21 protein-coding genes are annotated in these 21,913 nt (G+C 64.2%); 11 read left to right on the top strand and 10 right to left on the bottom strand.

All coding sequences use genetic code 11. The features are described 5' to 3' along the window. Positions 1 to 2 precede the first annotated feature (2 nt). Positions 3 to 2,066 carry a ribonuclease catalytic domain-containing protein gene (locus tag B7G53_RS05010; RefSeq protein ID WP_096664429.1) on the bottom strand — a complete coding sequence of 688 codons (2,064 nt, stop codon included), beginning with the start codon at positions 2,064 to 2,066 and terminating at the stop codon, positions 3 to 5. Between the two features lie 54 nt (positions 2,067 to 2,120). Then, positions 2,121 to 2,705, bottom strand: a complete 585-nt coding sequence (locus B7G53_RS05015; protein WP_096664432.1) for a YqiA/YcfP family alpha/beta fold hydrolase — start codon at positions 2,703 to 2,705, stop codon at positions 2,121 to 2,123. Between the two features lie 625 nt (positions 2,706 to 3,330). On the opposite strand from B7G53_RS05015, the gene rodA reads away from it, so the two are divergent. The 4 genes from rodA to tldD all read left to right on the top strand — a co-directional run bounded on the left by rodA (position 3,331) and on the right by tldD (position 7,642). Then, positions 3,331 to 4,485 (top strand): rod shape-determining protein RodA, encoded by a 1,155-nt coding sequence (rodA, locus tag B7G53_RS05020; RefSeq protein ID WP_096664435.1) that lies wholly within the window; start codon positions 3,331 to 3,333, stop codon positions 4,483 to 4,485. A 109-nt stretch (positions 4,486 to 4,594) separates the two neighbouring features. Further along, positions 4,595 to 5,473, top strand: coding sequence for an NAD(P)-dependent oxidoreductase (locus B7G53_RS05025; RefSeq protein WP_096664438.1), 879 nt, complete (start codon positions 4,595 to 4,597; stop codon positions 5,471 to 5,473). A gap of 196 nt (positions 5,474 to 5,669) precedes the next feature. Then, entirely contained in the window at positions 5,670 to 6,005 is a 336-nt protein-coding gene (locus B7G53_RS05030; protein ID WP_096664441.1) for a YegP family protein, read from the top strand. A gap of 98 nt (positions 6,006 to 6,103) precedes the next feature. Next, positions 6,104 to 7,642 (top strand): metalloprotease TldD, encoded by a 1,539-nt coding sequence (gene tldD, locus B7G53_RS05035; protein WP_255249912.1) that lies wholly within the window; start codon positions 6,104 to 6,106, stop codon positions 7,640 to 7,642. 14 nt (positions 7,643 to 7,656) lie between these two features. On the opposite strand, the gene B7G53_RS05040 is transcribed toward tldD, so the two are convergent. Genes B7G53_RS05040 through B7G53_RS05070 form a run of 7 tightly spaced genes read right to left on the bottom strand, consistent with a single transcriptional unit; the run spans position 7,657 to position 14,885 of the window. Beyond that, positions 7,657 to 9,321 (bottom strand): class I adenylate-forming enzyme family protein, encoded by a 1,665-nt coding sequence (locus B7G53_RS05040; protein ID WP_096664637.1) that lies wholly within the window; start codon positions 9,319 to 9,321, stop codon positions 7,657 to 7,659. 16 nt (positions 9,322 to 9,337) lie between these two features. Next, positions 9,338 to 9,979 (bottom strand): ABC transporter ATP-binding protein, encoded by a 642-nt coding sequence (locus tag B7G53_RS05045; protein ID WP_096664445.1) that lies wholly within the window; start codon positions 9,977 to 9,979, stop codon positions 9,338 to 9,340. Then, positions 9,976 to 10,767: an ABC transporter ATP-binding protein gene (locus B7G53_RS05050; RefSeq protein WP_176491284.1), complete on the bottom strand. Its 792-nt coding sequence runs from the start codon at positions 10,765 to 10,767 to the stop codon at positions 9,976 to 9,978. Before B7G53_RS05050 ends, B7G53_RS05045 begins: the two co-directional genes overlap by 4 nt. A 6-nt stretch (positions 10,768 to 10,773) precedes the next feature. Next, positions 10,774 to 11,733: a branched-chain amino acid ABC transporter permease gene (locus B7G53_RS05055; protein ID WP_255249913.1), complete on the bottom strand. Its 960-nt coding sequence runs from the start codon at positions 11,731 to 11,733 to the stop codon at positions 10,774 to 10,776. Positions 11,734 to 11,773: 40 nt separating this feature from the next. Next, on the bottom strand, positions 11,774 to 12,670 hold the full coding sequence (locus B7G53_RS05060; protein WP_096664448.1) for a branched-chain amino acid ABC transporter permease: 897 nt from the start codon (positions 12,668 to 12,670) through the stop codon (positions 11,774 to 11,776). Positions 12,671 to 12,711: 41 nt separating this feature from the next. Next, positions 12,712 to 14,034 (bottom strand): ABC transporter substrate-binding protein, encoded by a 1,323-nt coding sequence (locus B7G53_RS05065; RefSeq protein ID WP_096664451.1) that lies wholly within the window; start codon positions 14,032 to 14,034, stop codon positions 12,712 to 12,714. A 56-nt stretch (positions 14,035 to 14,090) separates the two neighbouring features. After that, positions 14,091 to 14,885, bottom strand: a complete 795-nt coding sequence (locus B7G53_RS05070) for a FadR/GntR family transcriptional regulator (protein WP_176491285.1) — start codon at positions 14,883 to 14,885, stop codon at positions 14,091 to 14,093. 165 nt (positions 14,886 to 15,050) lie between these two features. Here B7G53_RS05070 and B7G53_RS22800 point away from each other — a divergent pair, with 165 nt between their 5' ends. The 5 genes from B7G53_RS22800 (at position 15,051) to B7G53_RS05090 (ending at position 18,925) form a co-directional block, all read left to right on the top strand. Then, entirely contained in the window at positions 15,051 to 15,188 is a 138-nt protein-coding gene (locus tag B7G53_RS22800) for a hypothetical protein (RefSeq protein WP_176491286.1), read from the top strand. A gap of 196 nt (positions 15,189 to 15,384) precedes the next feature. After that, positions 15,385 to 15,960 (top strand): hypothetical protein, encoded by a 576-nt coding sequence (locus B7G53_RS05075; protein WP_096664457.1) that lies wholly within the window; start codon positions 15,385 to 15,387, stop codon positions 15,958 to 15,960. Between the two features lie 271 nt (positions 15,961 to 16,231). After that, positions 16,232 to 17,356, top strand: coding sequence for a 3-deoxy-7-phosphoheptulonate synthase (locus tag B7G53_RS05080; RefSeq protein ID WP_096664460.1), 1,125 nt, complete (start codon positions 16,232 to 16,234; stop codon positions 17,354 to 17,356). 129 nt (positions 17,357 to 17,485) lie between these two features. Beyond that, the gene (locus B7G53_RS05085) at positions 17,486 to 18,511 is read left to right on the top strand and encodes a hypothetical protein (RefSeq protein ID WP_141396294.1); all 1,026 of its coding nucleotides are present in this window, start codon (positions 17,486 to 17,488) and stop codon (positions 18,509 to 18,511) included. A gap of 102 nt (positions 18,512 to 18,613) precedes the next feature. Further along, positions 18,614 to 18,925: a hypothetical protein gene (locus B7G53_RS05090; protein ID WP_096664466.1), complete on the top strand. Its 312-nt coding sequence runs from the start codon at positions 18,614 to 18,616 to the stop codon at positions 18,923 to 18,925. A 67-nt stretch (positions 18,926 to 18,992) separates the two neighbouring features. Here B7G53_RS05090 and mpl read toward each other — a convergent pair whose 3' ends face one another. Beyond that, positions 18,993 to 20,414 (bottom strand): UDP-N-acetylmuramate:L-alanyl-gamma-D-glutamyl-meso-diaminopimelate ligase, encoded by a 1,422-nt coding sequence (gene mpl / locus B7G53_RS05095; protein ID WP_096664469.1) that lies wholly within the window; start codon positions 20,412 to 20,414, stop codon positions 18,993 to 18,995. 224 nt (positions 20,415 to 20,638) lie between these two features. Here mpl and B7G53_RS05100 point away from each other — a divergent pair, with 224 nt between their 5' ends. Both B7G53_RS05100 and B7G53_RS05105 read left to right on the top strand, forming a co-directional pair. Beyond that, entirely contained in the window at positions 20,639 to 21,292 is a 654-nt protein-coding gene (locus B7G53_RS05100; RefSeq protein ID WP_096664472.1) for a hypothetical protein, read from the top strand. Then, the gene (locus B7G53_RS05105; RefSeq protein WP_096664475.1) at positions 21,289 to 21,834 is read left to right on the top strand and encodes a TlpA family protein disulfide reductase; all 546 of its coding nucleotides are present in this window, start codon (positions 21,289 to 21,291) and stop codon (positions 21,832 to 21,834) included. Before B7G53_RS05100 ends, B7G53_RS05105 begins: the two co-directional genes overlap by 4 nt. The last annotated feature ends 79 nt before the right edge of the window (positions 21,835 to 21,913 follow it).

The following is a 21,913-nucleotide window of genomic DNA, read 5'->3' on the forward strand; positions in this document are numbered from 1 at the left end:
GGCTAAGCTGCCGCGGTGGCGGCGGCGGCATCGTCGGCCGGCTCGTTCAGATCAACGGCGATCGAGATCGGACCAGCGGCGATTTCCGATTCGTTGTCTTCCTCGGCCACCTGCTCGGCAGCGGCTTCGTCCACCACGGCGTCCAGGCGCTCGAGCACCGTGCTGTGGATGTCGAGCGTGATCTCGTCGATGTCGCCCAGGCGGATGCGCACCTTCGCGCCGCGCGGCAGCCCCTGGGCCCCGGCGGCGGGCAACACCAGCGGCAGGTCGTCGGCGCGCACCAGGTTGTCCTTGAAGGCCGTCGCCGTGAGCTCGGTGATCTGGTTCTGCTGCAGGTATTTGAGTGTCCAGTAACGCTCGATGCCGGCCTGGAAAGCGTTGTAGGCGCTGTAGGCGCCATCAAAGCCCGAGATGATGGAAAACAGCTCCGCGTCTTTCGGCTTGAACGGTGCGGCCAGCGCGGCCGTGCGGCCGTGTTTGACGCAGGCGATGATCTGCCACTGGTTGACCAGATCGGTGTAGCGGCGCAGCGGCGAGGTGGCCCAGGCGTAACTCTTGACGCCGATGCCGGCATGCGGCAGGGCCTTGGTGCCCATGCGCACCTTGACACCCGGCAGCAGGCTGGCCTGGCTGCGGTAAATGCCGGGCACGCCATGTGTGGCCATCCATTCGCCCCAGGTGCTGTTGGCCAGGATCATGGCCTCGGCGACGATCAGGTCCAGCGGCGCGCCGCGTTTGCGGATGCTGATGCTGACCGTCTCGTTGCCTTCCGGCTCCTTGCCCGGGGCAATGTCGAGCGAGAAGTTGTAGTCGGGCCGGTTGAAGTTTTCCGGCTTGCCGCGCACCACCTCGCGCTGGGCCTTCAGGTGCAGGGCCAGCCGGTGCAAAAAGGCCAGCTCCACGCCCCAGGTGACGCCGGCGGGCGGCGCGGCCTGCGCCGCTTCGAAGAAGGCTTCGTTGAAGGTGTCGTCCAACTGGTCGTGGCGCAGGTTGCTCACGATGGGCACCTGCTCCAGCCGCGTCACCGACTCACGGATCGCCAGCGTGGCTTCGTCGAACGTCACATACAGCGACAGGGCCGGGCAGTTGCGCCCTTCCTGCAGGGTGTAGCTCTGCACCACCTCATCGGGCAGCATGGTCAGCTTGTAACCCGGCATGTACACCGTGGACAGGCGTGCGCGCCCGACGGCGTCGACCGGGCTGCCCGGCAACACCGCCAGCCCCGGCGCGGCAATGTGGATGCCCAGCGTGACCGTGCCGCTGCCCAGGCCCTGCACCGACAGCGCATCGTCAATTTCGGTGGTGCTGGAATCGTCGATGGAAAACGCCCGGACGTCCGCAAGCGGCAACTCGTCGCTGATGGCGGGCGCCTGCACGGCCGGAAAACCCGTGCCTTTCGGGAAGTTTTCAAACAGGAAACGTTTCCAGTGGAACTGGTAGGGCGAGGCGATCGCGCCTGATTGCTGCAGCAGGTCCAGCGGCGCCTTGTGCGCCGAGCGCGAGGCCTCGACCACCGCCTTGTATTCGGGGCTGTTCTTGTCCGGCTTGAAGAGGATCTTGTAGAGCTGCTCGCGCACTGGCGCCGGGCACTGGCCCTGGACGAGCTCTTCGGCCCAGGCGCTGATTTGCGCAATCACCTGTTTTTTCTTCTCGATGGCCACCAGCGCCTGCTGGAGAATCTCGCCCGGCGCCTTGCGAAAGCGTCCCTTGCCGGCGCGGCGGAAGTAATGCGGCGCCTCGAACAGGCGGAACAGGGCGGCGGCCTGCTGCTCGATGGAAGCCGGTTTGGCCGGGTCGGCGCTGAAGTAGTCGCGCGCCAGGTCGGCAAAGCCGAATTCCTCGTCGCTCGCGAATTCCCAGGCCAGGTCCAGCTCGATTTCCGCGCTCAGGCGCTGGCCGGCGGCGACCAGCTCGGCCGGCGCGGGTTTTTCAAATTTCAGCAGCGCGTTGGCCGCCTTGACCTTGACCCGTTTGCCCGAGTCGAGCTCCACCTGCAGCGAGGTATCGGCTTCGGACAAGATGCGGCCGGCCAGAAACTTGCCGGCCTCTTCAAACAATACAAACAAAACGACATCCTTTGGTAACTTCTCTTAGTGTAATCAGCCGCCCGCGGGCCGGCCTCAGGCGAGTTCCAGGAAGTTCATCAGTTCCGGCAGGTGGCGCGCGAAGTCGCTGATGGCGTGGTCGCCGCCTTCGAGCAGCCGGATCTGCGCGCCGGGATAGCGGCCGGCCATTTCGCGCCAGTCCAGCACCTCGTCGCCCTTGGCGATGAGGGCGAAGTAGTTTTCCGGCCGGGCCACGGGACCGTGCGCCAGGGCGCGCAGCTCATCCACAAACCGCGGTTCGAAGAAAAAGCGTTCGTTCGGGTCGTGCCAGGCGGTCTGCTCGCCGATGTACTTCGCCAGGTCGCGCGCCGGATTCACCGCCGGGTTCAGCAGCACGGCCCTGCAGCCGCAGGTTTCGGCCACATGCGTCGCGTAAAAACCGCCCAGCGACGAACCCATCACCGCCATGCTGTCACGCGGCCAGCCGGCGATGCCCTGGCGCACCCTCTCCATCGCTTCCCGCGGTGAGGGCGGCAGTTGCGGACACCACCAGACCACCCCGGGGTGGTGGGCTTGCATCCACGCGGCGACCTGCCGGGCCTTGGCGGACTGGGGGGAGGAGCGGAAGCCGTGGAGGTAGAGGAGGTGGGTGGTGGGCATGGGGCTATGGTAAATCCCTCTGTATTCCTTTGCGTCCTTTTATGGCGGCCGGCTGCCGTAGATTATTTGGATGAAAAGTGGCTGCAGCCCTTGTTGTATGAGCGCAGACAGCTATTGAATTAATAGCGTTTCGATACACCGTTCGGACTGAGCCTGTCGACGCCGCCTTTGTGTCCGGTCTATACACGTCGCCAAAAAGAAAGTCACCAAAGAAAAGGCGACCCGATGGTCTGGGTCCCTCCGCTTCGCTGCGGGCAGCCTCCGGTGCTCGCCGAAAGTGGGGTCGAGCTCGAACTCGCTACGCTCAGACAATCGCTCGCCCTGATCCACTTTCGGCTGCGCTCCTCGGCCCAGCCCGACGGGTGGGGAACAAATTCGGGTGCGGGGAGTCCTGACGCGCGCAGCGCGTCAGGACGGAGTCAACAGACAGTCATGTTTGCACGCGAGTGCAGCACACGTTGCCAAATGAAGCTCCCCGCCATCGCCCAGCGGGGCGAGGGAGGGGCGGGGGGAGGGAGTGGGGAGTCACCCCTACTGCCCAGTGCGAACCTCAGCCGCAGCGTGATGCCGGGTTAACTTGAATTCGAGAACCCCGCCGGCACCAGCTGGCAGATAATCCTTCCTCATGTCCGCCGTTTTCGACAAACCTTCTCTTTTCCAGCGCGCCGCCCCGATGTTCCAGGGCTTTGACGGCCCGCTGGCGTTTGCCGTTTTCCTGCTGGCCAGCGCCGGCCTGATGATCATGTATTCGTCCGGCTTTGACCACGGCACCCGTTTCGTGGACCACGGCCGCAACATGCTGATTGCCGGGGGCATCATGTTTGTCGTGGCGCAGATCCCGCCACAGCGCCTGATGGCGTTTGCCGTGCCCCTGTATGTGCTGGGCGTGGCCCTGCTGGTGGCCGTGGCGATTTTTGGCATCACGAAAAAAGGCGCGAAACGCTGGATCAACCTGGGCATCGTGATCCAGCCCAGCGAAATCCTGAAAATTGCGATGCCGCTGATGCTGGCCTGGTGGTTCCAGAAACGCGAGGGCCAGTTGCGCCCGCTCGACTACCTGGTCGCCGGTTTGCTGCTGGTGGTGCCGGTCGGCCTGATCATGAAGCAGCCGGACCTGGGCACCTCGCTGCTGGTGCTGGCGGCCGGCCTGGCGGTGATCTTTTTTGCCGGGTTGAGCTGGAAGCTGATTGCACCGCCGGTGCTGCTGGGGCTGGCTGGGGTTTTCCTGGTGGTCTGGTTCGAGCCGCAGCTGTGCGCCGACGGCGTGCGCTGGCCGGTGCTGCACGACTACCAGCAGCAGCGCATCTGCACGCTGCTCGACCCGACGCGGGACCCGCTGGGCAAGGGCTTTCACATCATCCAGGGCATGATCGCCATCGGCTCGGGCGGGGTGTTTGGCAAGGGCTTCATGCAGGGCACGCAAACCCACCTGGAGTTCATCCCCGAACGCACCACCGACTTCATTTTTGCCGCCTACTCCGAGGAGTTCGGGCTGGTCGGCAACCTGCTGCTGATCGCCGGTTTCATTTTCCTGATCTTTCGCGGCCTGGTGATTGCGCTGGAGGCACCCACACTGTTCGCCCGCCTGCTCGCCGGTGCGGTCACCATGATCTTTTTCACCTACGCCTTCGTCAACATGGGCATGGTCAGCGGCATCCTGCCGGTGGTGGGCGTGCCGCTGCCCTTCATCAGTTACGGCGGCACGGCCATGGTGACCCTCGGGTTGGCGGTGGGCATCCTGATGTCGATTTCCAAGGCCAAACGGCTGGTGCAGTCATGAGCCCGGTGGCGAGGGGCCCCGCTCAGCGGGGATCGACAAGGCGAAGGACTGCGGGGACGCCGAAGCCCGGGAATGGGTTTCTCGATCAAGCCGATGAGGCGTCGAGTTGATGTCTTCCGTCAACCCGGTCACTATCATCGGCATCGGCAACATGGGCGGCGCCATGGCGGCCAACCTCCTTTCCCGGGGCTGGGCCGTGCAGGTCTGCGACATCGACCCTGTGAAAGTCGCCGATCTGGAAGAAAAAGGGGCTTCAGCCATTTCTGCACCTGCGCAGGCAGCTATCAATTCGGTAGCATTTATTGTCTGCGTGGTGGATGCCACACAGACCGACGCCGTGTTGTTCGGCGCGGACGGCCTGGCCCGCATGCTGCAGCCGGGGCACACCGTGGTGTTGTGCCCGACGATCTCACCGCAGGATGTCGAGGCTTTTGCGGACCGGCTGGCGGCGCTGGGGGTGCACACGGTGGACGCGCCCATGTCGGGCGGCCCGGCGCGTGCGCGGGATGGCTCCATGAGCCTGATGGTCGCCTGCGCACCGGCCGTGTATGAACATCAGGCGGACTTGCTGCAGGCGCTGTCGGCCAAGGTCTTTCGCATCAGCGACCAGGCTGGCGACGGGGCCCGCACCAAGCTGGTCAACAACCTGCTGGCCGGCATCAACCTGGTCGGGGCGGCCGAGGTGCTGGCCCTGGCCGGGCGCCTGGGCCTGGACCCGGGGCGGACCCTGGACGTCATCGAGCAGTCCAGCGGCCAGAGCTGGATAGGCTCCGACCGCATGCGCCGCGCCATTGCCGGCGACTATGCGCCACGCGCGCATGTGACGCTGCTCGAAAAAGACACCCGCCTGGCGGTGGAAGCGGCCCGGGCCGCCGGTTTCGAGGGGCCGCTGGGCGCGCGCGCCAGCGAAGTGTTTGCCCAGGCACATAGCGCGGGGCTGGCCGCGCTCGATGACGCGGCCATTTTCAAATACCTGGCGGACCGTTAGACCGGACCGCCAAGCCAAGCCAAGCCAAGCCAAGCCAAGCCAAGCCAAGCCAAGCCGCGCCGGGCAGACCATGGCCGGCGCAACAGCGGCGGGTAGCGGCCCGGGAGACGCAGGAATAAGTTCTTGCGCTCCAGCCTGGGGTCGGCTACAAAGAAGGGCAAGCGCTTGTAATCCCTTTTTCTCAAGGAGAATTCTGATGGCTGGCAAATTCGAACTCAAGAAATCCAAAAACGACAAGTATTTCTTTTCCTTGCTGGCGGGCAATGGGCAGACCATTCTGGTCAGCGAGATGTACGACACCAAGGCCAGCGCCCTGGCCGGCATTGAATCCGTCAAGAAAAATGCCGCGGATGAAGCAAAGTATGTGCGCCTGGACGGCAAGGACGGATCGCCCTATTTCACGCTGCGCGCCGGCAACAACCAGGTGATCGGCCAGAGCCAGATGTACGCCAGTGCCGCCGCGCGCGACAGCGGCATCGCATCGTGCAAAACCGACGGGCCGGGTGCGGCAACCAGCGACCTGAGCGCCTGATCACCGCCGGCGGTGGCAGGTGTTCCGGGCTTCTGCCCGTCCCGGCGGACAGAAGCCTTGCAGGGGCGGGGCCGGATCAGACTGCCTACAATGACCGCATGACCTCACTCAAATCCTCGCCGGTCTCGGCACGCAAGCCAGCCTTTACCGCCGCCCGCGCCGCCCGTCCCAACTCCGACGCCACATCGGAACGTCTGGCGATAGCGCAAAAGCTGCTGCTGGCGCCTTTCGGACTGACCGAGGCCCATTTGAGCCGGGCCCTGGGGGAAATCACCTCACACGGCGTCGATGACGCCGACCTGTATTTCCAGTACACGCGCAGCGAAGGCTGGAGCCTGGAAGAAGGCATCGTCAAGACCGGCTCCTTCAGCATCGACCAAGGCGTGGGCGTGCGTGCGGTCAGCGGTGAAAAAACCGCGTTTGCCTACTCCGATGACATCTCCGAGGCCTCGCTGCTCGACGCGGCGCGCACCGTCCGCACCATTTCGGCGGCCACCCGTGCCGGCCGTGTCAAGGTGCCGGCGCGCAAGGTCGCGCCCGGCCGCTCGTTGTATCGGGACATGGACCCGATCGCAACGCTGGGCAGCACGGCCAAGGTCAAGCTGCTCGAGCGCGTGGAAAAACTCGCCAAGGCCAAAGACCCGCGCATCGTGCAGGTCATGGCCGGCCTGGCCAGCGAATACGACGTGGTGATGGTCGCGCGTGCCGATGGCACGCTGGCCGCCGACGTGCGGCCGCTGGTGCGCCTGTCGGTGACGGTGATTGCCGAGAAAAAGGTCGCCGGCGTGAGCCGCCGCGAAATGGGCTCGGGCGGTGGCGGCGGGCGTTTCGGCCTGGCCTATTTCGACGAGGCGCAGATCAACGAATATGTCAATGACGCGGTGACCGCGGCCCTGTCCAACCTCGATGCGCGCCCGGCCCCGGCCGGCGAAATGACCGTGGTGCTGGGCCCCGGCTGGCCCGGCATCCTGCTGCACGAGGCGATTGGCCACGGGCTGGAAGGCGACTTCAACCGCAAGGGATCAAGCGCGTTTTCCGGCCGCATCGGTGAACGCGTGGCGGCCAAAGGCGTCACCGTGCTCGACGACGGCACGATTGCCGACCGGCGTGGCTCGCTCAACGTCGATGACGAGGGCAACGCCAGCCAGCGCAATGTGCTGATCGAGGACGGCATCCTCAAGGGTTACATCCAGGACTCGCTCAATGCGCGCCTGTCCGGCGTCAAGCCCACCGGCAACGGCCGCCGCGAGAGTTATGCCCATGTGCCGATGCCGCGCATGACCAACACCTACATGCTGGGCGGCGACAAGGCGCCGGAAGAAATCGTCGCCAGCATCAAGAAAGGCCTTTACGCCACCAATTTCGGCGGTGGCCAGGTCGACATCACCTCGGGCAAGTTCGTGTTTTCCGCGAGCGAAGCGTTCTGGGTCGAAAACGGCAAGATCCTCTACCCGGTCAAGGGCGCCACCATAGTCGGCAATGGCCCGGATGCGCTGACCCGCGTCACCATGATGGGCAACGACATGCAGCTCGACAGCGGCGTTGGCACCTGCGGCAAGGAAGGCCAGAGCGTGCCCGTGGGCGTCGGCCAGCCGACCCTGCGCATTGACGGCCTGACCGTGGGCGGCACCGCCTGATTTTCCTGGTGGGGTCAGTTCGCTGAAAGCAGGCGCTCGCGCAATTCTCGCTTGAGGAGTTTGCCGTTGGCGTTGCGGGGCAGCGGCGACGGCATGATGCTGATCGCATCGGGTACCTTGTAGTCCGCCAGGTCACGGCGGCACAGGTCCTTGAGCTCTTCCGCGAGCGCCTCGCCGGACACACCGCCGGCGCTGGCCTGCACAAACACAAACGCATGGACCCGTTCACCCAGAACCGGGCAGGGCACGCCGACGGTAGCGGCCTCCAGCACGCGGGGGTGTCCCATCAGGCAGTTTTCCACCTCGACCGAGAACACCTTGTAGCCGCCCCGGTTGATCATGTCTTTCTTGCGGTCGTGGATGCGCAGAAAGCCGTCCGCATCCAGGGTGCCGATATCGCCTGATTTCCAGTAACCGCCACAAAACGACAGCGCGGTGGCTTGCGGGTTGTTCCAGTAACGGGGAACCACCATCGGCCCGCCAATCCAGACTTCACCGCTCTCGCCAGGCGGCACTTCGCGCCCTTCGTCGTCCATGATGCGGATGTCTGCACAGGGCAGGGCGACGCCTACCGCGTCCAGCACCCGTGAACCTGGCGGCGTGATGGTGGCTGGAGAGGTGGTTTCCGTGGCGCCGTAGGCATTGAAAAGCTGCACGGTCGGGCAGTGCCGCTCCAACTGCTCGATGGTGCTCTCGGGCATGGGGGCGCCACCGAACCCGCCCAGGCGCCAGGCACTCAGATCGAGTGTGGCGAATCCGGGTTCGCGCAGGCACAGCGCATACATGGCCGGCACCATGAGGGTGTAACTCATGCGTTCGCGCACGGCCAATTGCAGAAATGCCCCCGCCTTGAACTCGCGCAGGATGATCACACATCCGGCGACCGCGCCCATGGCCGCAACGATGGCAATGATGCCGGTCACATGCGAGCCGGGCACCGCCAGCACCGCGCGTTCGCCGGCTTCCAGGCCCAGGCAGGTCTGGTAGTGCAGGGCCGAGTGCACCACATTGAAGCGCGTGATGACCGCGCCTTTGGGCTGCCCCGTGGTACCCGAGGTGTAGAGAATGATGGCGGGTGCCTCCTCGACCTCACCCTCATGCCGTAAGGTGGCCAGCGGTGGATCCAGAAGGCTGTTCCACGCGGTGGACAGCATGGTCTTCGGGACTTCAGACCCGTCGGCGCCGGTGCACAGCACCTGAATGATCGGCGTGCCGTCGTCGAGTTGCGTTGGCAGCAGGCGCGCCAGGTCGGCCTGCACAATCACGGCCCGCGCCCCGCACTGATGGAGGATGAAGCCGACGCCCTTGGCCGAGTCCCGCGTGCTCATGGGCACCGCCACCGCACCGAGCTGCGCAATGCCGTATAGCGCCAGCACGAACTCGGCCCGATTGCCCATCAGCAGCGCCACCCGGTCACCCGGGTTCACTCCCAGTCGCTGCAGGCCCTGGGCAATGCGCAGGCCGGCGTCTTCCAGCTGCCGCCAGGTCCAGCGCTGATCACCGTCCACCAGCGCCTCGGCTTGCGGATGGCGCGCCGCGGCCTCATGCATCATCGTGGCAAGCCCCGGAGGTCGGGAAGCGAAGCAGGCGACGACGCGCGAATCGAAATGGGCCTCGCGCCGCAGCACCTGCGGGGCGTGCAACTGCCAATGTGTCAGCGTGGTGCTGTGGGCGTCCATGGGTGCCGTCACGGGTTCAATGCCGGTTTGCGCCACGCTCGATCACAATTTCAGTGTCGAGCAGGTGGCGCGAGTGGTTCAGGTCCGATTGACTGATCAGTACCGAGAGACCGCTGCCGCGCATTTTCCCCACGACCTCCGAGAGCCTTTGCGACAGGGCGGGTGCCACGCCCTCGAAGGGTTCGTCCAGCAGCAACAGGCGCGTGCCCACCGCCAGTGCGCGGGCCAGCGCGACCAGCTTTTGCTGCCCGCCGGACAACAGCAGGGCTTTGCGCGTGCGCATTTCAACGAGTTCCGGCAAGACCGAGTAGACCAGTTCCAGGCGTTCGGCCACACGCAGGCTGGGTGACACCCAAAGCGGCAGGCAGATGTTTTCCTCAACCGTCAGTTCCGGCACCAGCCCGCGGTCTTCCGGCATGTAACCAATACCCAGGGCGGCGCGCTCGTGGCTGGCCAGGGTGCTGAGGTCCACGTCGCCAAAGTGCAGCGTTCCTTCGCGCAGCGCGAGATGGCCCATGATGGTCCGCATGACACTGGTCTTGCCGGCGCCGTTGCGTCCGACCAGGCCGACCAGACTGCCGGGCTCCACCGTGATGGAGAACTGCCGCAGCACATCAACGTTCTGGATGGCCACGACGGCCTGCGAAAGCCGGATCATGCTGCAGCCTCCTCGGAGGGGCGCACGGAGCCGGTCACGTAGCGCTGCACCTCGGTGTCCCCCAGCACCGCCGACGAAGAACCGTCAGCGATCACGCGTCCGCTGTAAAAAGCAATCACACGCGAGGCGTAACGCTCCACGATGTCCATGTCATGTTCAACAAACACCACGGTCACCGGCCGGCCCTGCGCGCCGCGGTCAATCGCGTTCATGACCGTGTCCATGGTCATGAATTTTTCCTCGGCGCTGACACCGCTGGTGGGCTCGTCAAGCATCAGGAGTTTGGGGTGTCCGGTCAGCGACATTGCGATGTCCAGAAGTTTGCGCACGCCGCCCGGCAGTTCCATCACGGGCCGCGACGCGTGTTTTGCCAGGTCAAAACGCTCCAGCAGGCTGAGGCACTCGGCCACGGCGGAGGGCTCCCGGCCCGAGCGCAGAAACGAGCGATCACCGCGACTGCAATGCAGCGATGCCAGCATGTTGTCCAGCACCGGCATGTGCATGCACAGCTGCGGAATCTGAAATGACCGGGCCACGCCCCGGCGCGTGATTTCCCGCGGGGCCAGTGCGGTGATGTCTTCGCCGTCCAGAACGATCCGCCCCGATGCCGGTTTCAGGTAACCGGTGATCATGTTGACGAAGGTGGTCTTGCCGGCGCCGTTGCTGCCGATCAGGCACAGGCGCTCGCCGGTGGCAATGTCGATGGTGATGTCGGATGCCGCGACCACGGCACCGAAGCTGCGGTTCAGGTGTTGGGCGGACAACAGGGCTTGTTTGGCGGGGTTCACGGCGACTCAGTCCTTGTTGTTGCGTTTGGGAAGCAGCCGGTACATCTGCGAGCCCAGTCCGTCGGGCAGAAAACGGATCACCAGCAACAGGAAGATGCCCAATGCCAGCTGCCAGGTGTTCGGGAAATAGGCGCTGGAGAACGAACGCACCAGCTCCAGCAACAAGGAGCTGACGAGCACGGCCGTCACGCTCTGGTAACCCGCCAGAATGGCCACGAAGACAAATTCGCCGGAGGTTGTCCAGTAGCTGAAGTTGGGGTCGATGTGGCCGAGTGCGAGCACGCCCAATGCGCCGCCCAGCCCCCCCAGAAACGCGGCCAGCAGGTAGTTCCACGCCACGATGTTGACGACCGACATGCCCAGGTATTCCACCCGCAGTTCGTTTTCCCGAACCGCCAGTGACAGCAGGCCGCGCGTGGAATCACAATAGAGGCGCGCCAGTCCGGCCATCAGGCAGGTGACGCCCGAGGTGACGCCCCACAGCAGCAGGGTGGACTGCGCCGCCTCGGGTTTGAAGCCGAACAGGGTCGGGCGCGTGACGTTGAAGCCGTCCGAGCCGCCCAGCGTGTCGGTTTTCATCAGAATTCCGTACAACACCATCGACAGCGCCAGCGTCAGCATGGCAAAGAAAATGCCGCGGTAGCGCGCCAGCAGGGGTGCAAAAGGCAGGGCGACAAAAAAGGCCGTTACCCCGCCCATCACGGACAGTGCCAGTGCGTCGGTGATGCCCAGCCGATTGAACAGCAGGGCGGCGGTGTAGCCGCCGGCTGCAAACACCAGTCCCTGGCCGAAGGGCACCGCGCCGCTACGCATCATCAGCATGATGCCGAGCGACACCAGGCCATTGGCCAGGGCAATGGTGCCCAAAAAAACCAGCCACTTGGGCAGCACCAGCCCGAGCCCGAGCAGCAGCAGAAAGACCAGGAAAGAAACCAGAAAAACGCGCTTGGCAGAAGAAACAATCAAGACAAAATCCTCCGGGCTTTATGGGGACGGCGGCTTGCCATCAAATCTTGCGGGCCTGGATGCGCTGGAACATTCCTTCGGGGCGGAACATCAGGATCACGGCCATCACGACGTAGATGCTGAACAGCTCGGCCGGCGGCCAGATGTGCACAGCCGTCGCTCGCGATAGCCCGACGATCAATGCGCCTATGGCTGCCCCCTCGATGCTGCCAAGCCCGCCGATGATGACCACTGCAAACGACACGATGATCACGCCGACGCTCAAGCCTGGCTGCACTGAAATCATCGGTGCCGTGAGTGCGCCCCCGAGCGCCGCAAAAAACACGCCGCCCATGAAAGCCAGGGTGTAGATCCGCGACACGTTCACACCCATGCTGGACGCCACCTCCGCGCTGTGAATGACTGCCGTCACGATCTTGCCCTGACGGGTGCGGTTGAGCACCCACCATGTGAGCAGTCCGCATCCGATCGCGAGCCCGATCAACAGCACGTCATACCCGACATAGGATTGACCGGCAATATTGAGGATGCCGAAGGCCTGGTAGGTGTCCGACACGTAATAGGGATTCACGCCCCATAGCAGTTTGGTGATGTCTTCCAGCATCAGAAACATCGCGTAGGTCACCAGCACCAGCAGCACTTCGTCCCGGCCATAAAACATTCTGAGAATGCCACGCTCCGTCAAGGGCGCCAGGAGGACGGAAACACCCACTGCCGCCGCAAACAATGCGACCACGGTGAAGGCTGGCGCCATTTGCATGGACAGCATCCAGCCCACCAGGCTGGCGCCAGCGTATGCGCCCACGGCATAAAAGCTGCCGTGGGCGATGTTCAGGATTTTCAGCACGCCGAACACAAGCGTCAGCCCCAGCGCCACGATGAAAAGCCATGATGCATAGGTGATGCCGTCAAACAATATGGTGAGAAGCAGGTTCATGTGCAGCGTGCAGAAAATTGAATGTCAGGGGGTCACGGGACTCACGGGCACTTGGCGCCCGGGAAGCCGGCCTTGATCCAGTCTTCGCTCTTCATGTTGGCCGGCGGGTTGACGCAAGCAGCGCCAAACCGCTGGATGTCATCGAGCATCACCATCTTGCGGGCGGCGTCGTAACGGGTCTTGCCGATGGCGGTGTCCTGGATCGCCTGCTGGCCGTCGCCGAGCGCCATCCGGATGGTGCCGGCTGGGGATTCCCACTGGCTGCCTTTCAGTGCCGCGGCGAGCTGTTCCTGCGTCGGCTTTTTGCCGCCATTGGCCGCCATCGCCTTTTCTGCGGCAGCCTTGAGTCCGAACAAGGCCTGGGCCATGCGGTAGGGTGCCTGCACCGGGTACACGTTGTTGGCTTTCTCATACAGGCTGAACCACCAGTCGTTCAGGGCTGACTTCGGCGACATCAGGCCATAGGCACCACGCGCGCCGAGGATGATGCCATTGGGCATCTTGTCCCCCAGGGCGGGCAGCACGTGGTCTGCGGCTGAAAACACGCCCTGCTGCTTCTGGAACACGCCGCGGGCGCTGGCTTGCAGGATGAAGGCTTGCAGGTCGCCGCCCCAGAGGCTGGAGTGCAGAATGTCCGCTGGCTTGGTGGAAAGTGCGGAAATCTCGGTGCCATACTGGCCTGCGCCAAATTTAGGCAGCAGATCGGCCTCAACCTTCGCGCCTTTGTAGAGCTGTTCCATCGACAGCACGAAGTCCTTGCGCGAATCCTGCCCCCAAGCGTAGTCCTGGTTGATCAGGTTGTAGCGCTCAACCTTGACATTGCGCATCTTCAGATAGCGGGCCAGCGCCACGTTGTCCATGGTCGCATGGGATGCCGTGCGGAACACGTACTGGTATTTGTTTTCCTCAAAGATGCGGGGTGTGCCGCAGTCGTAGAGGATGAGAAACCGCTTCATCTCCTCGGCGACGGGGGCGACGGCCAGGCAGTCGCCGGACCCGACGTATCCCACAACGGCATCGACTTTTTCACGCTCGTACAGGTTGCGCATTTCCTGAACCTGCTTGGTCGCGCCGCCGGCTTCGTCGACATACACGGCTTCGATTTTCATCCCGGCAAAGCCGGGCTTGTTGTAGGGCGCGGGCGCTTGCCCCTTGTTGAAGGCATCAATGAGCACCTTGGCACCATTGACCGCCGGCACACCGAAGCTTTCCGCCGCCTGGCCGGAAAGAAAGCTGACGATGCCGATCTTGAAGGTTTCCTGGGCCAGTGCCGGCGCCGCCGCGATCGCCACGGCAGTCGCCAGAAGTGCATGACGCCACTGGGGCCGGAAGCGGCGCTGCCAATTTTTTTCTGCGATTTCCATCGTTATCTCCTATTGGTTGAACAGGTAAAAAAACCGGCCGGGCCAAGGCCTTGCCGTTACTCCAGGTGATGCGTCTCAATGGGCGTGTTCATCGGAATCCTGGCCAGCGTGTAGCCACGCTGGAAATCAATCAAGTGCTTGCGCGTCCATTCCTGTGCCTGCCCGGCATCGCCCGCGGCAATGGCCTTGAAAATGCGCTTGTGGGCGTCAAGATTGCGTCGCTCCAGCTGCGGCAAGACGGCCTGCAGCCTGGTCAGGGACGGACGGTAAAGCAGGTTGATGGGCTCCCGCGCCAGCATCAACACCCGGTTGCCGGAGGCGCGCGCCACGGTGGCATGAAACTCGATGTCGATCTGCGCATGCTCCTGCATGGAGCCGCCATTTTTGTGGTGCGCCTTCAGGCGATCCACATTGGCCGCGAGCTGCTCGATGTCCGCGGCTGTTGCTGACTGGGCCGCCAGGCGCGCGGCCTCGGGCTCGAGCACCACTGCAACCTGCCACAGTTCGGCAAAGGTGACCTGTTGCAGCATCAGCGAGCGCGCGGCACGCGGGGCCGCGTCATAAATGCCGGGCATCGTGACTTGCAGGCGCTTGGAACTGCGGCGCTCGACCAGACCCTCCTGCTCCAGCTGGCGGATGGCCTCGCGCACGGTGGAGCGGTTGACGCCGAACTGCTCAGCCAACTCGACCTCGGTCGGCAGCAGGGTGCCGGGCGACAGCTTCCCGCTCAGAATCTGCTTTTCCACGACCCCGGTAATCATCTGGTAGGCAGGCGTGACCTTGACCCGATCAAACAGAGGTTCGCTGGATTCGGAGGCTACTTCGGCAAGCATGCAGGTGGCGGACATCATGGAGTTTGTCGGACAAACCAACTGTTGCATAAGCGGGCTGCGCCATTAATAAGTACTTTCCCTTGATCGCCAAAAGCGCCCGCGACAAGTCGCATGCGCGCTGCTGGATGCGGCGGGTTGACGCGACCAACATTCATCCCGTCACCTTTTCCTGCGGAGACAGCCATGCAGTCCACGGAGCATTCGCGACGTGCCGCGGCAGTTCAGATTGTCGGCGCGGCTTACGCCGGCGGCGATCCGCTGATGGCGCTGGGGCCGGTTGCGGCGGCCTTGTGCCGAGTGGGCGAAAATACAGGGAAATGAAACGACGTCTTTTCCCTTTTCCGCTGCCCGCCCGCTCTCGCTGCCTCGCCGGCTACGATCGCGGTTGTACCCATCCATACAGCCTCATGCCGGCGGGGCTGTCGGTGCATTTCCTGGCGGGACGGCTTGGGAGCGGGCCCTGCCGCCTGGCTGTTTCAGCGCGACAGACGAGCACCAACATGCGTTCAAGCAAGTCATGAGTGCTGCTTCCAACCCGCGCCTGCCGATTGACCCGTCCACGCTGCTGCCTAGCATCCAGAGTTTTGGTGAACTCAGCCACTTCCTGCGCTCGGCGATGGCCGACGAGGAGTCGCTGCAGCTGGCTGACGGCATGGGCGGTCTGGCGGTGGGCATTGAAGCCGTGCTGTCAGGCCTGAAGCGCGAACCCGACCTGCAGGCGCTGGCCGCGCCCCTGATGGACCTGATGACCATCCTGCGCGAGCATCGTGCGCTGGTGATTGCCCTTTCGCCGGCGTGGCGCGGCCTCTATGAATACGCGGCCTACCTGGCGGCGCTGAACAACTTTCGCGTGCTGATTGGCCAGTGGCTGCTGGCAGCCGGTCCCCAGGACAAGCCCGGCCCGCCGGAGCCGCAAGCCATCCATTTTGAGGACTTCGAGCTGGTCGGATGGCGGACACTGGGGGAGGGCATGCTGCTGATCGACATGTACGAACAGCTCAGCGGCCGGGAGGCGGGCGAGTCCGGCGATGCGGCGCTGGATGTGGCGCGGGTGGAGCGGGCCAGAACCTGGTGGGAACGTCTGCGCGGATAAGGACGTTTTGAGGTTCCCCGGGATTGGCCATCCAGGGCTTCACCGGTTAAAAAATCCATGGTCCGGCGGCTGTGCTACATTTCATTCATGTCAGCCGCGAAATCTTATTTTGCTTACTTTTGGTTCTCAAGCGCCTCCGGCGGTAGAGAGATCCTCGCGTAAGCAGAAAAAGACGCAACAGATTCTTGAAAACCGCCGGGCCCCCGGCGGTTTTTTTTTGCCCATGCCATTTGCCGAATCGATTCTCGAACGTTCTAAAAGGAAGCCAGCCATGAATGCCAAAGCCACCCAAGCCAGCGATGCCTGGTATGCGAGTCCTGTCGACAAAACCAGCCAGACCGACGACGAACGCATCAAGGACATCACTGTGTTGCCACCTCCCGAGCATTTGATCCGCTTCTTCCCGATCAGCGGCACCCCGGTGGAATCGCTGATCACCCAGACGCGCAAAAACATCCACAACATCATGGCCGGCAAGGACGACCGCCTGCTGGTGGTCATTGGCCCGTGCTCCATCCACGACCCGGCGGCGGCGCTGGACTACGCGCGCCGACTGGCCGAGCAGCGCAGGAAATACGCCGGCACGCTCGAGATCGTGATGCGTGTGTACTTCGAAAAACCACGCACCACGGTCGGCTGGAAAGGCCTGATCAACGACCCTTACCTGGACGAGACCTACCGCATCGACGAAGGCCTGCGCATCGCGCGCCAGTTGCTGATCGACATCAACCGCCTGGGCCTGCCGGCCGGCAGCGAGTTCCTCGACGTGATCTCGCCGCAGTACATCGGCGACCTGATCGCCTGGGGGGCCATCGGGGCGCGCACGACGGAAAGCCAGGTACACCGCGAACTGGCGTCCGGCCTGTCGGCACCCATCGGCTTCAAGAACGGCACGGATGGCAACATCCGCATTGCCACAGATGCGATCCAGGCGGCTGCCCGCGGCCACCATTTCCTGTCGGTGCACAAAAATGGCCAGGTGGCAATTGTGCAGACCAACGGCAACAAGGACTGCCATGTGATCCTGCGCGGCGGCAAGACGCCCAATTACGACGCCGCCAGCGTGGGCGCGGCCTGCAAGGAGCTGGAAGCGGCCAAACTGCCGGCCACCCTGATGGTCGACTGCAGCCATGCCAACAGTGCCAAGCAGCATGAGAAACAGCTGGAGGTGGCACGCGAGATTGCCGCCCAGGTGGCAGGGGGCTCCCACCAGGTCTTCGGCCTGATGGTCGAGAGCCATCTGCAGCCGGGCGCCCAGAAATTCACGCCTGGCAAGGACGATGCCAAAAACCTGGAATACGGCAAAAGCATCACGGATGCCTGCCTGAGCTGGGAGGATTCGCTCAATTTGCTCGATGGGTTGTCCGAAGCGGTCAAAGCCAGACGCGCGCGTTGACGACGCCTCCCCTAATTGGGGGATGGCGTGCTAACCATTAAGTGCTAAATTTAGAACTTCTAGTTACACTTCCATTCCTCGCAGCCACTCGCTTGTCGCATGGAAGAACCGGTCGTCAAAGGAAGCGCCATGTCGTCCGAGCAACCCCTTCTCTGCCTGGGTCTGGCTGGTTTCACGCCCGAGCAGCGCGAGCGGCTCCATCTGCTGCTCGGCCAGTTACCACCCCGGGGCGCGGTGTGGCGTGTCGGTCCGTTTGCAGAGGCCGATGCCTGGCTGGTCAGTGGTGAAAAATGCCGTCTGGTGGCGGCCGATACCCTGAAAATTCTGGCCGGCCTGCCCACCGAGCGCACCGTGCAACTCGATCTGGACGAGGTCGACCGCCCGATCGGCTTTTCGCTACCGCTGGCCTCCGATGATTTTGACCCCAAGCATACCTTCGACCTGAGTGGGGGGGCCAGCCTGTCCGGGGTGCTGCAGCATTTCGAGAGCTGGTTGCGGCCTTTGCGTTCCCAGTTTGTGCTGGGCGGGCAACTGATCGCGCGCGAGAACGAGTTGCTGCCCGGTATTTACCACGTCAGCCACAAGGGTCAGCTGCTGGCCGTGATGGATTTCCACGAGTGGCGCATCGGCATTTTGCGCAAGGCCGACCCGGTCGATTTCGAACTGGCCCACTGGGACCGGCGTCCCCTGGAGGCGCACGACATCCCGAGCCATTTTCTGCGCAGCAGCCTGACCCATTTGCGCTGGATTTACGCGCAGCGCACCGAGCGCGACGTGTTGCCTTCGCGCTACCGCAGCAAGCCGGTCTATTTTCGCCATGCGCCAGCCGTGCCCATGCGCTGGATCAGGGACTCGCAGCTGATCTTGCTGCGCGAGCTGTCGCAGGCAGCGGGCGACTTTGACGCCCTGCTGCAGCGCACTGGGCTGACGCCTGCCCAGCTGACGCGGGATCTGGCCAGCCTGTATTTCGCCGGCTCGGTCACCACGACACCCGACAAAGCCGGTGCCGCCACCTTCACGGGCGTGGAGGACAGCCTTCCCGGCAGACACCGGAACGCGCTGGCGCAGACACTGCCGGGCGCGCCTGCGGGTCCGCCGACCCTCCCGGTGCGCAAGCATGACCTGACGGCGCCGGCGCGACTGGGGCGCAAATAAGCCTGCGGGCGGCGCCGCCGCCTGCGCGGGTTTTAGCCGATTGCCGGACTGGGCCGTGGCGCTCATGCTGGCGGGCATCCCGATCCGATACCGAGGCAACCCATGTACAGCGAAGTCACCGTCACCTTCAAAAACAGCCCGCCCTTGCGGGTAGACCTCAACGAGGTCCAACCCATGCCACACGAGGCTGCCAGGGCCTGGCTTGATGAGCAATTCACCCAGATGGGCTGCGAGCCACTGCGGCCCACCGGCAAGTTGCTGATGGCCGACAAGGTGCTGGTGGTGGCCCAGGCCGCGGGTCCGCAGCAGTTTGCCGACGTCGCCTGGGCCCAGGCGTTTGCACGTGCGGCCAGCGCCTCGCTGGCCAAACCGGTGATTCACATCGATGTGCCGGCGATGGCGATCAGCTACTGAGTTTGAGGATGATTTTGGCCTGCGGCCCTTGAGCAGAGGTTGCAGACAGCTATAAAAAATAGAGCAATCAGCCGGCCTGCAGCGCCTCCAGCAGCCGGACGTGGATGCCGCCAAAACCGCCGTTGCTCATGCACAGTAAATGGTCGCCGGGACGCGCGGCGGCTTTGACCTGCGTCAGCAACTGGTCGAGGTTGTCGGCCACCTGCGCGCGCGCACCCATGGGGGCCAGCGCTGCCTTGGCGTCCCAGTCCAGTCCGCCGGCATGGCAAAACGCCAGGTCGGCCTGCTCCAGGCTCCAGGGCAGCTGCGCCGTCATGGTGCCCAGCTTCATGGTGTTGCTGCGTGGCTCGAAGATCGCCAGGATGCGCTGGGCGCCGCCCGCGCCGGCCAGCTGGCGGCGCAGTCCGTCGATGGTGGTGTGGATGGCGGTCGGGTGGTGCGCAAAGTCGTCGTACACGGTGATGGTGCCGCCGGCGCGCGCCACCGTGCCGCGCACTTCCATGCGGCGCCTCACGTTCTCGAAGCTGGCCAGGGCTTCGGCGGCCGCTTGCGGCGCCACACCCACATGCTCGGCCGCGGCGATGGCGGCCAGTGCATTGAGCTGGTTGTGCACGCCACCGATGCCCCATTCAACCCGCGCGGCTTTGCGGCCGTCCCGGAGCACGTCGAAAGCGTCGGGTTCCCCCTGGGCCGCGAAGCCTTCGGCCGCGGCGCCGCCGAAAAGTACCCGCTCACTCCAGCAGCCCTGGGCCAGCACGCGGGCCAGGCTGTCTTCGCGGGCATTGACAACAATCCGGCCGGTGCCGGGCACCGTGCGCACCAGGTGGTGGAACTGGCGCTCGATCGCCGCCAGGTTGTCGAAGATGTCGGCGTGGTCGAACTCGAGGTTGTTCAGGATGGCGGTGCGCGGCCGGTAGTGGACGAACTTGCTGCGCTTGTCAAAAAAGGCGGTATCGTATTCGTCGGCCTCGATCACAAAGGTGTTGCCGCTGCCCAGCCGCGCCGACACGCCGAAGTTCAGCGGCACGCCGCCGACCAGAAAGCCCGGCTGCAGGCCGGCGCACTCCAGAATCCAGCTCAGCATGGCCGTCGTGGTGGTTTTGCCGTGGGTGCCCGCGACGGCCAGCACATGGCGCGGACCGGTGGGGTGGTGCGTCGGGTGGTGCAGCACATGGCCGGACAGCCACTGCGGGCCGCTGGTGTAGGGCACGCCGGCGTCCAGAATGGCCTCCATCAGGGGGAATTTGGGTTTGCCGCTGGCGTCATGCGCGCGGGAGACCACATTGCCGACTACAAAAACATCAGGCTGAAAGGCCATCTGGTCGGCGCCATAACCTTCAATCAGCTCGATCCCCAGCGCGCGCAGCTGATCGCTCATCGGGGGATAGACGCCCGTGTCGCAACCCGTGACCTTGTGCCCGGCCTCGCGGGCCAGCGCAGCCAGCCCCCCCATGAAGGTGCCGCAGATTCCCAGAATATGTATGTGCATGCAGGTATTCTAGGAGGCCCGCAGCTGGCCGGGCGGTCCTGGCACGCAACTGTTTTTGGCTCGGAAGTTTTGACGAAACAGGGCCGTGGCCCAAATACATCGTGCACGAAACGCTACTTATTTGATAGCAATATGGGTGAGACGGGCTTTTGGCGGGAGGCTGCCTTGCCCGTTACCTGCAACTTTACTGCTGCTGGTCGGGTCAACCCCATGCAGAATCATTCATGCGACCGCCGATTTGCTGGCGGCACATCGTCGAGAACCCCACCGTGAACCCCCACACCCTGAAACTGGAAATTGCCGCCACTGCCGCCGCGCTGGTCGTGGAAGAAGGCCTGGAATACGGCCCGGCCAAACGCCGTGCCGTCAAGCAGATGGACCTGCCCGGCCGCAGTGAGCTGCCGGGCAACGACGAGGTCGAAGACGCGGTGCGCGAGTACATTGCGCTGTTCTGCGCGGACACCCAGCCGGCCGAGCTGGCCGCGCTGCGCGCGCTCGCCCTGACCTGGATGCAGCGCATGGCGCAGTTTCGCCCCTATCTGGGCGGCGCCGTCTGGCACGGCACGGCCACGCGCTTGTCCGACATCTATATCCAGCTGTTTTGCGACGACCCGAAATCCGCCGAAATTGCGCTGATCGACCACGACGTGGATTACGAACCGCGTACCGTCACTGGCTTTACCGGCGACAGCGTCGAGGCGCTGAGCGTGCGCAGCCTGTGCAAGCCGCTGCAGGAAACGGTGGGCGTGCATCTGATGGTGTACGACCACGACCACCTGCGCGGTGCGTTGCGGCCCGATGCCAAAGGCCGCAAGCCGCGTGGGGACCTGGCCGATGTGCAAAAATTGCTGATGACCAGCCAGGAGTCCCATTCATGAACCGCCGGCAGCTGATGGTGGGCGGGGTGGCAGCGGCCGCCGCTCTTGCCGGCGCGGGCGTGGCCTGGCGGCAGCTCCAGCCGCATGGTGCATCTGCATCCGTCGCTTCGAGCGGACAGGGCGGTACGCTGGATCCGTTTTGGGCGCAGGCTTTTGACACGCCTGACGGTGCCAGCCTGGCGCTGGCCAGTTTTTCCGGCAAACCCCTGCTGGTCAATTTCTGGGCCACCTGGTGTCCGCCATGCATCGAGGAATTGCCTCTTCTTGATGGCTTTTATCGGGAAAACAAGGCTAAAAGCTGGCAAGTTCTGGGTTTGGCCGTGGATCAACCCAGTGCGGTGCGGGCCTGGCTGCAGCGCAAGCCCTTGGGTTTTCCGGTGGCCATGGCTGGTTTTTCCGGCACGGAGCTGAGCAAGTCGCTGGGCAACCTGTCCGGGGGGCTGCCCTTCACCGTGGTGTTTGGAGCGTCCGGTCAACTGCTGCATCGCAAAAGCGGCAAGGTGACGCCCGAGGATCTGGCCCAATGGGTGCAACTGGCCTGAGAGGCCGGGCCGAGTTGAGTCCTGGTTGCCGGCCGGATACCGGGTGGATATGGGGTAAAGTTCGGGCTTGCCCGGCGGC

Origin of the sequence: Polaromonas sp. AET17H-212 (assembly GCF_002379085.1) — a bacterium.
Taxonomy (GTDB): Bacteria; Pseudomonadota; Gammaproteobacteria; order Burkholderiales; family Burkholderiaceae_C; genus Polaromonas.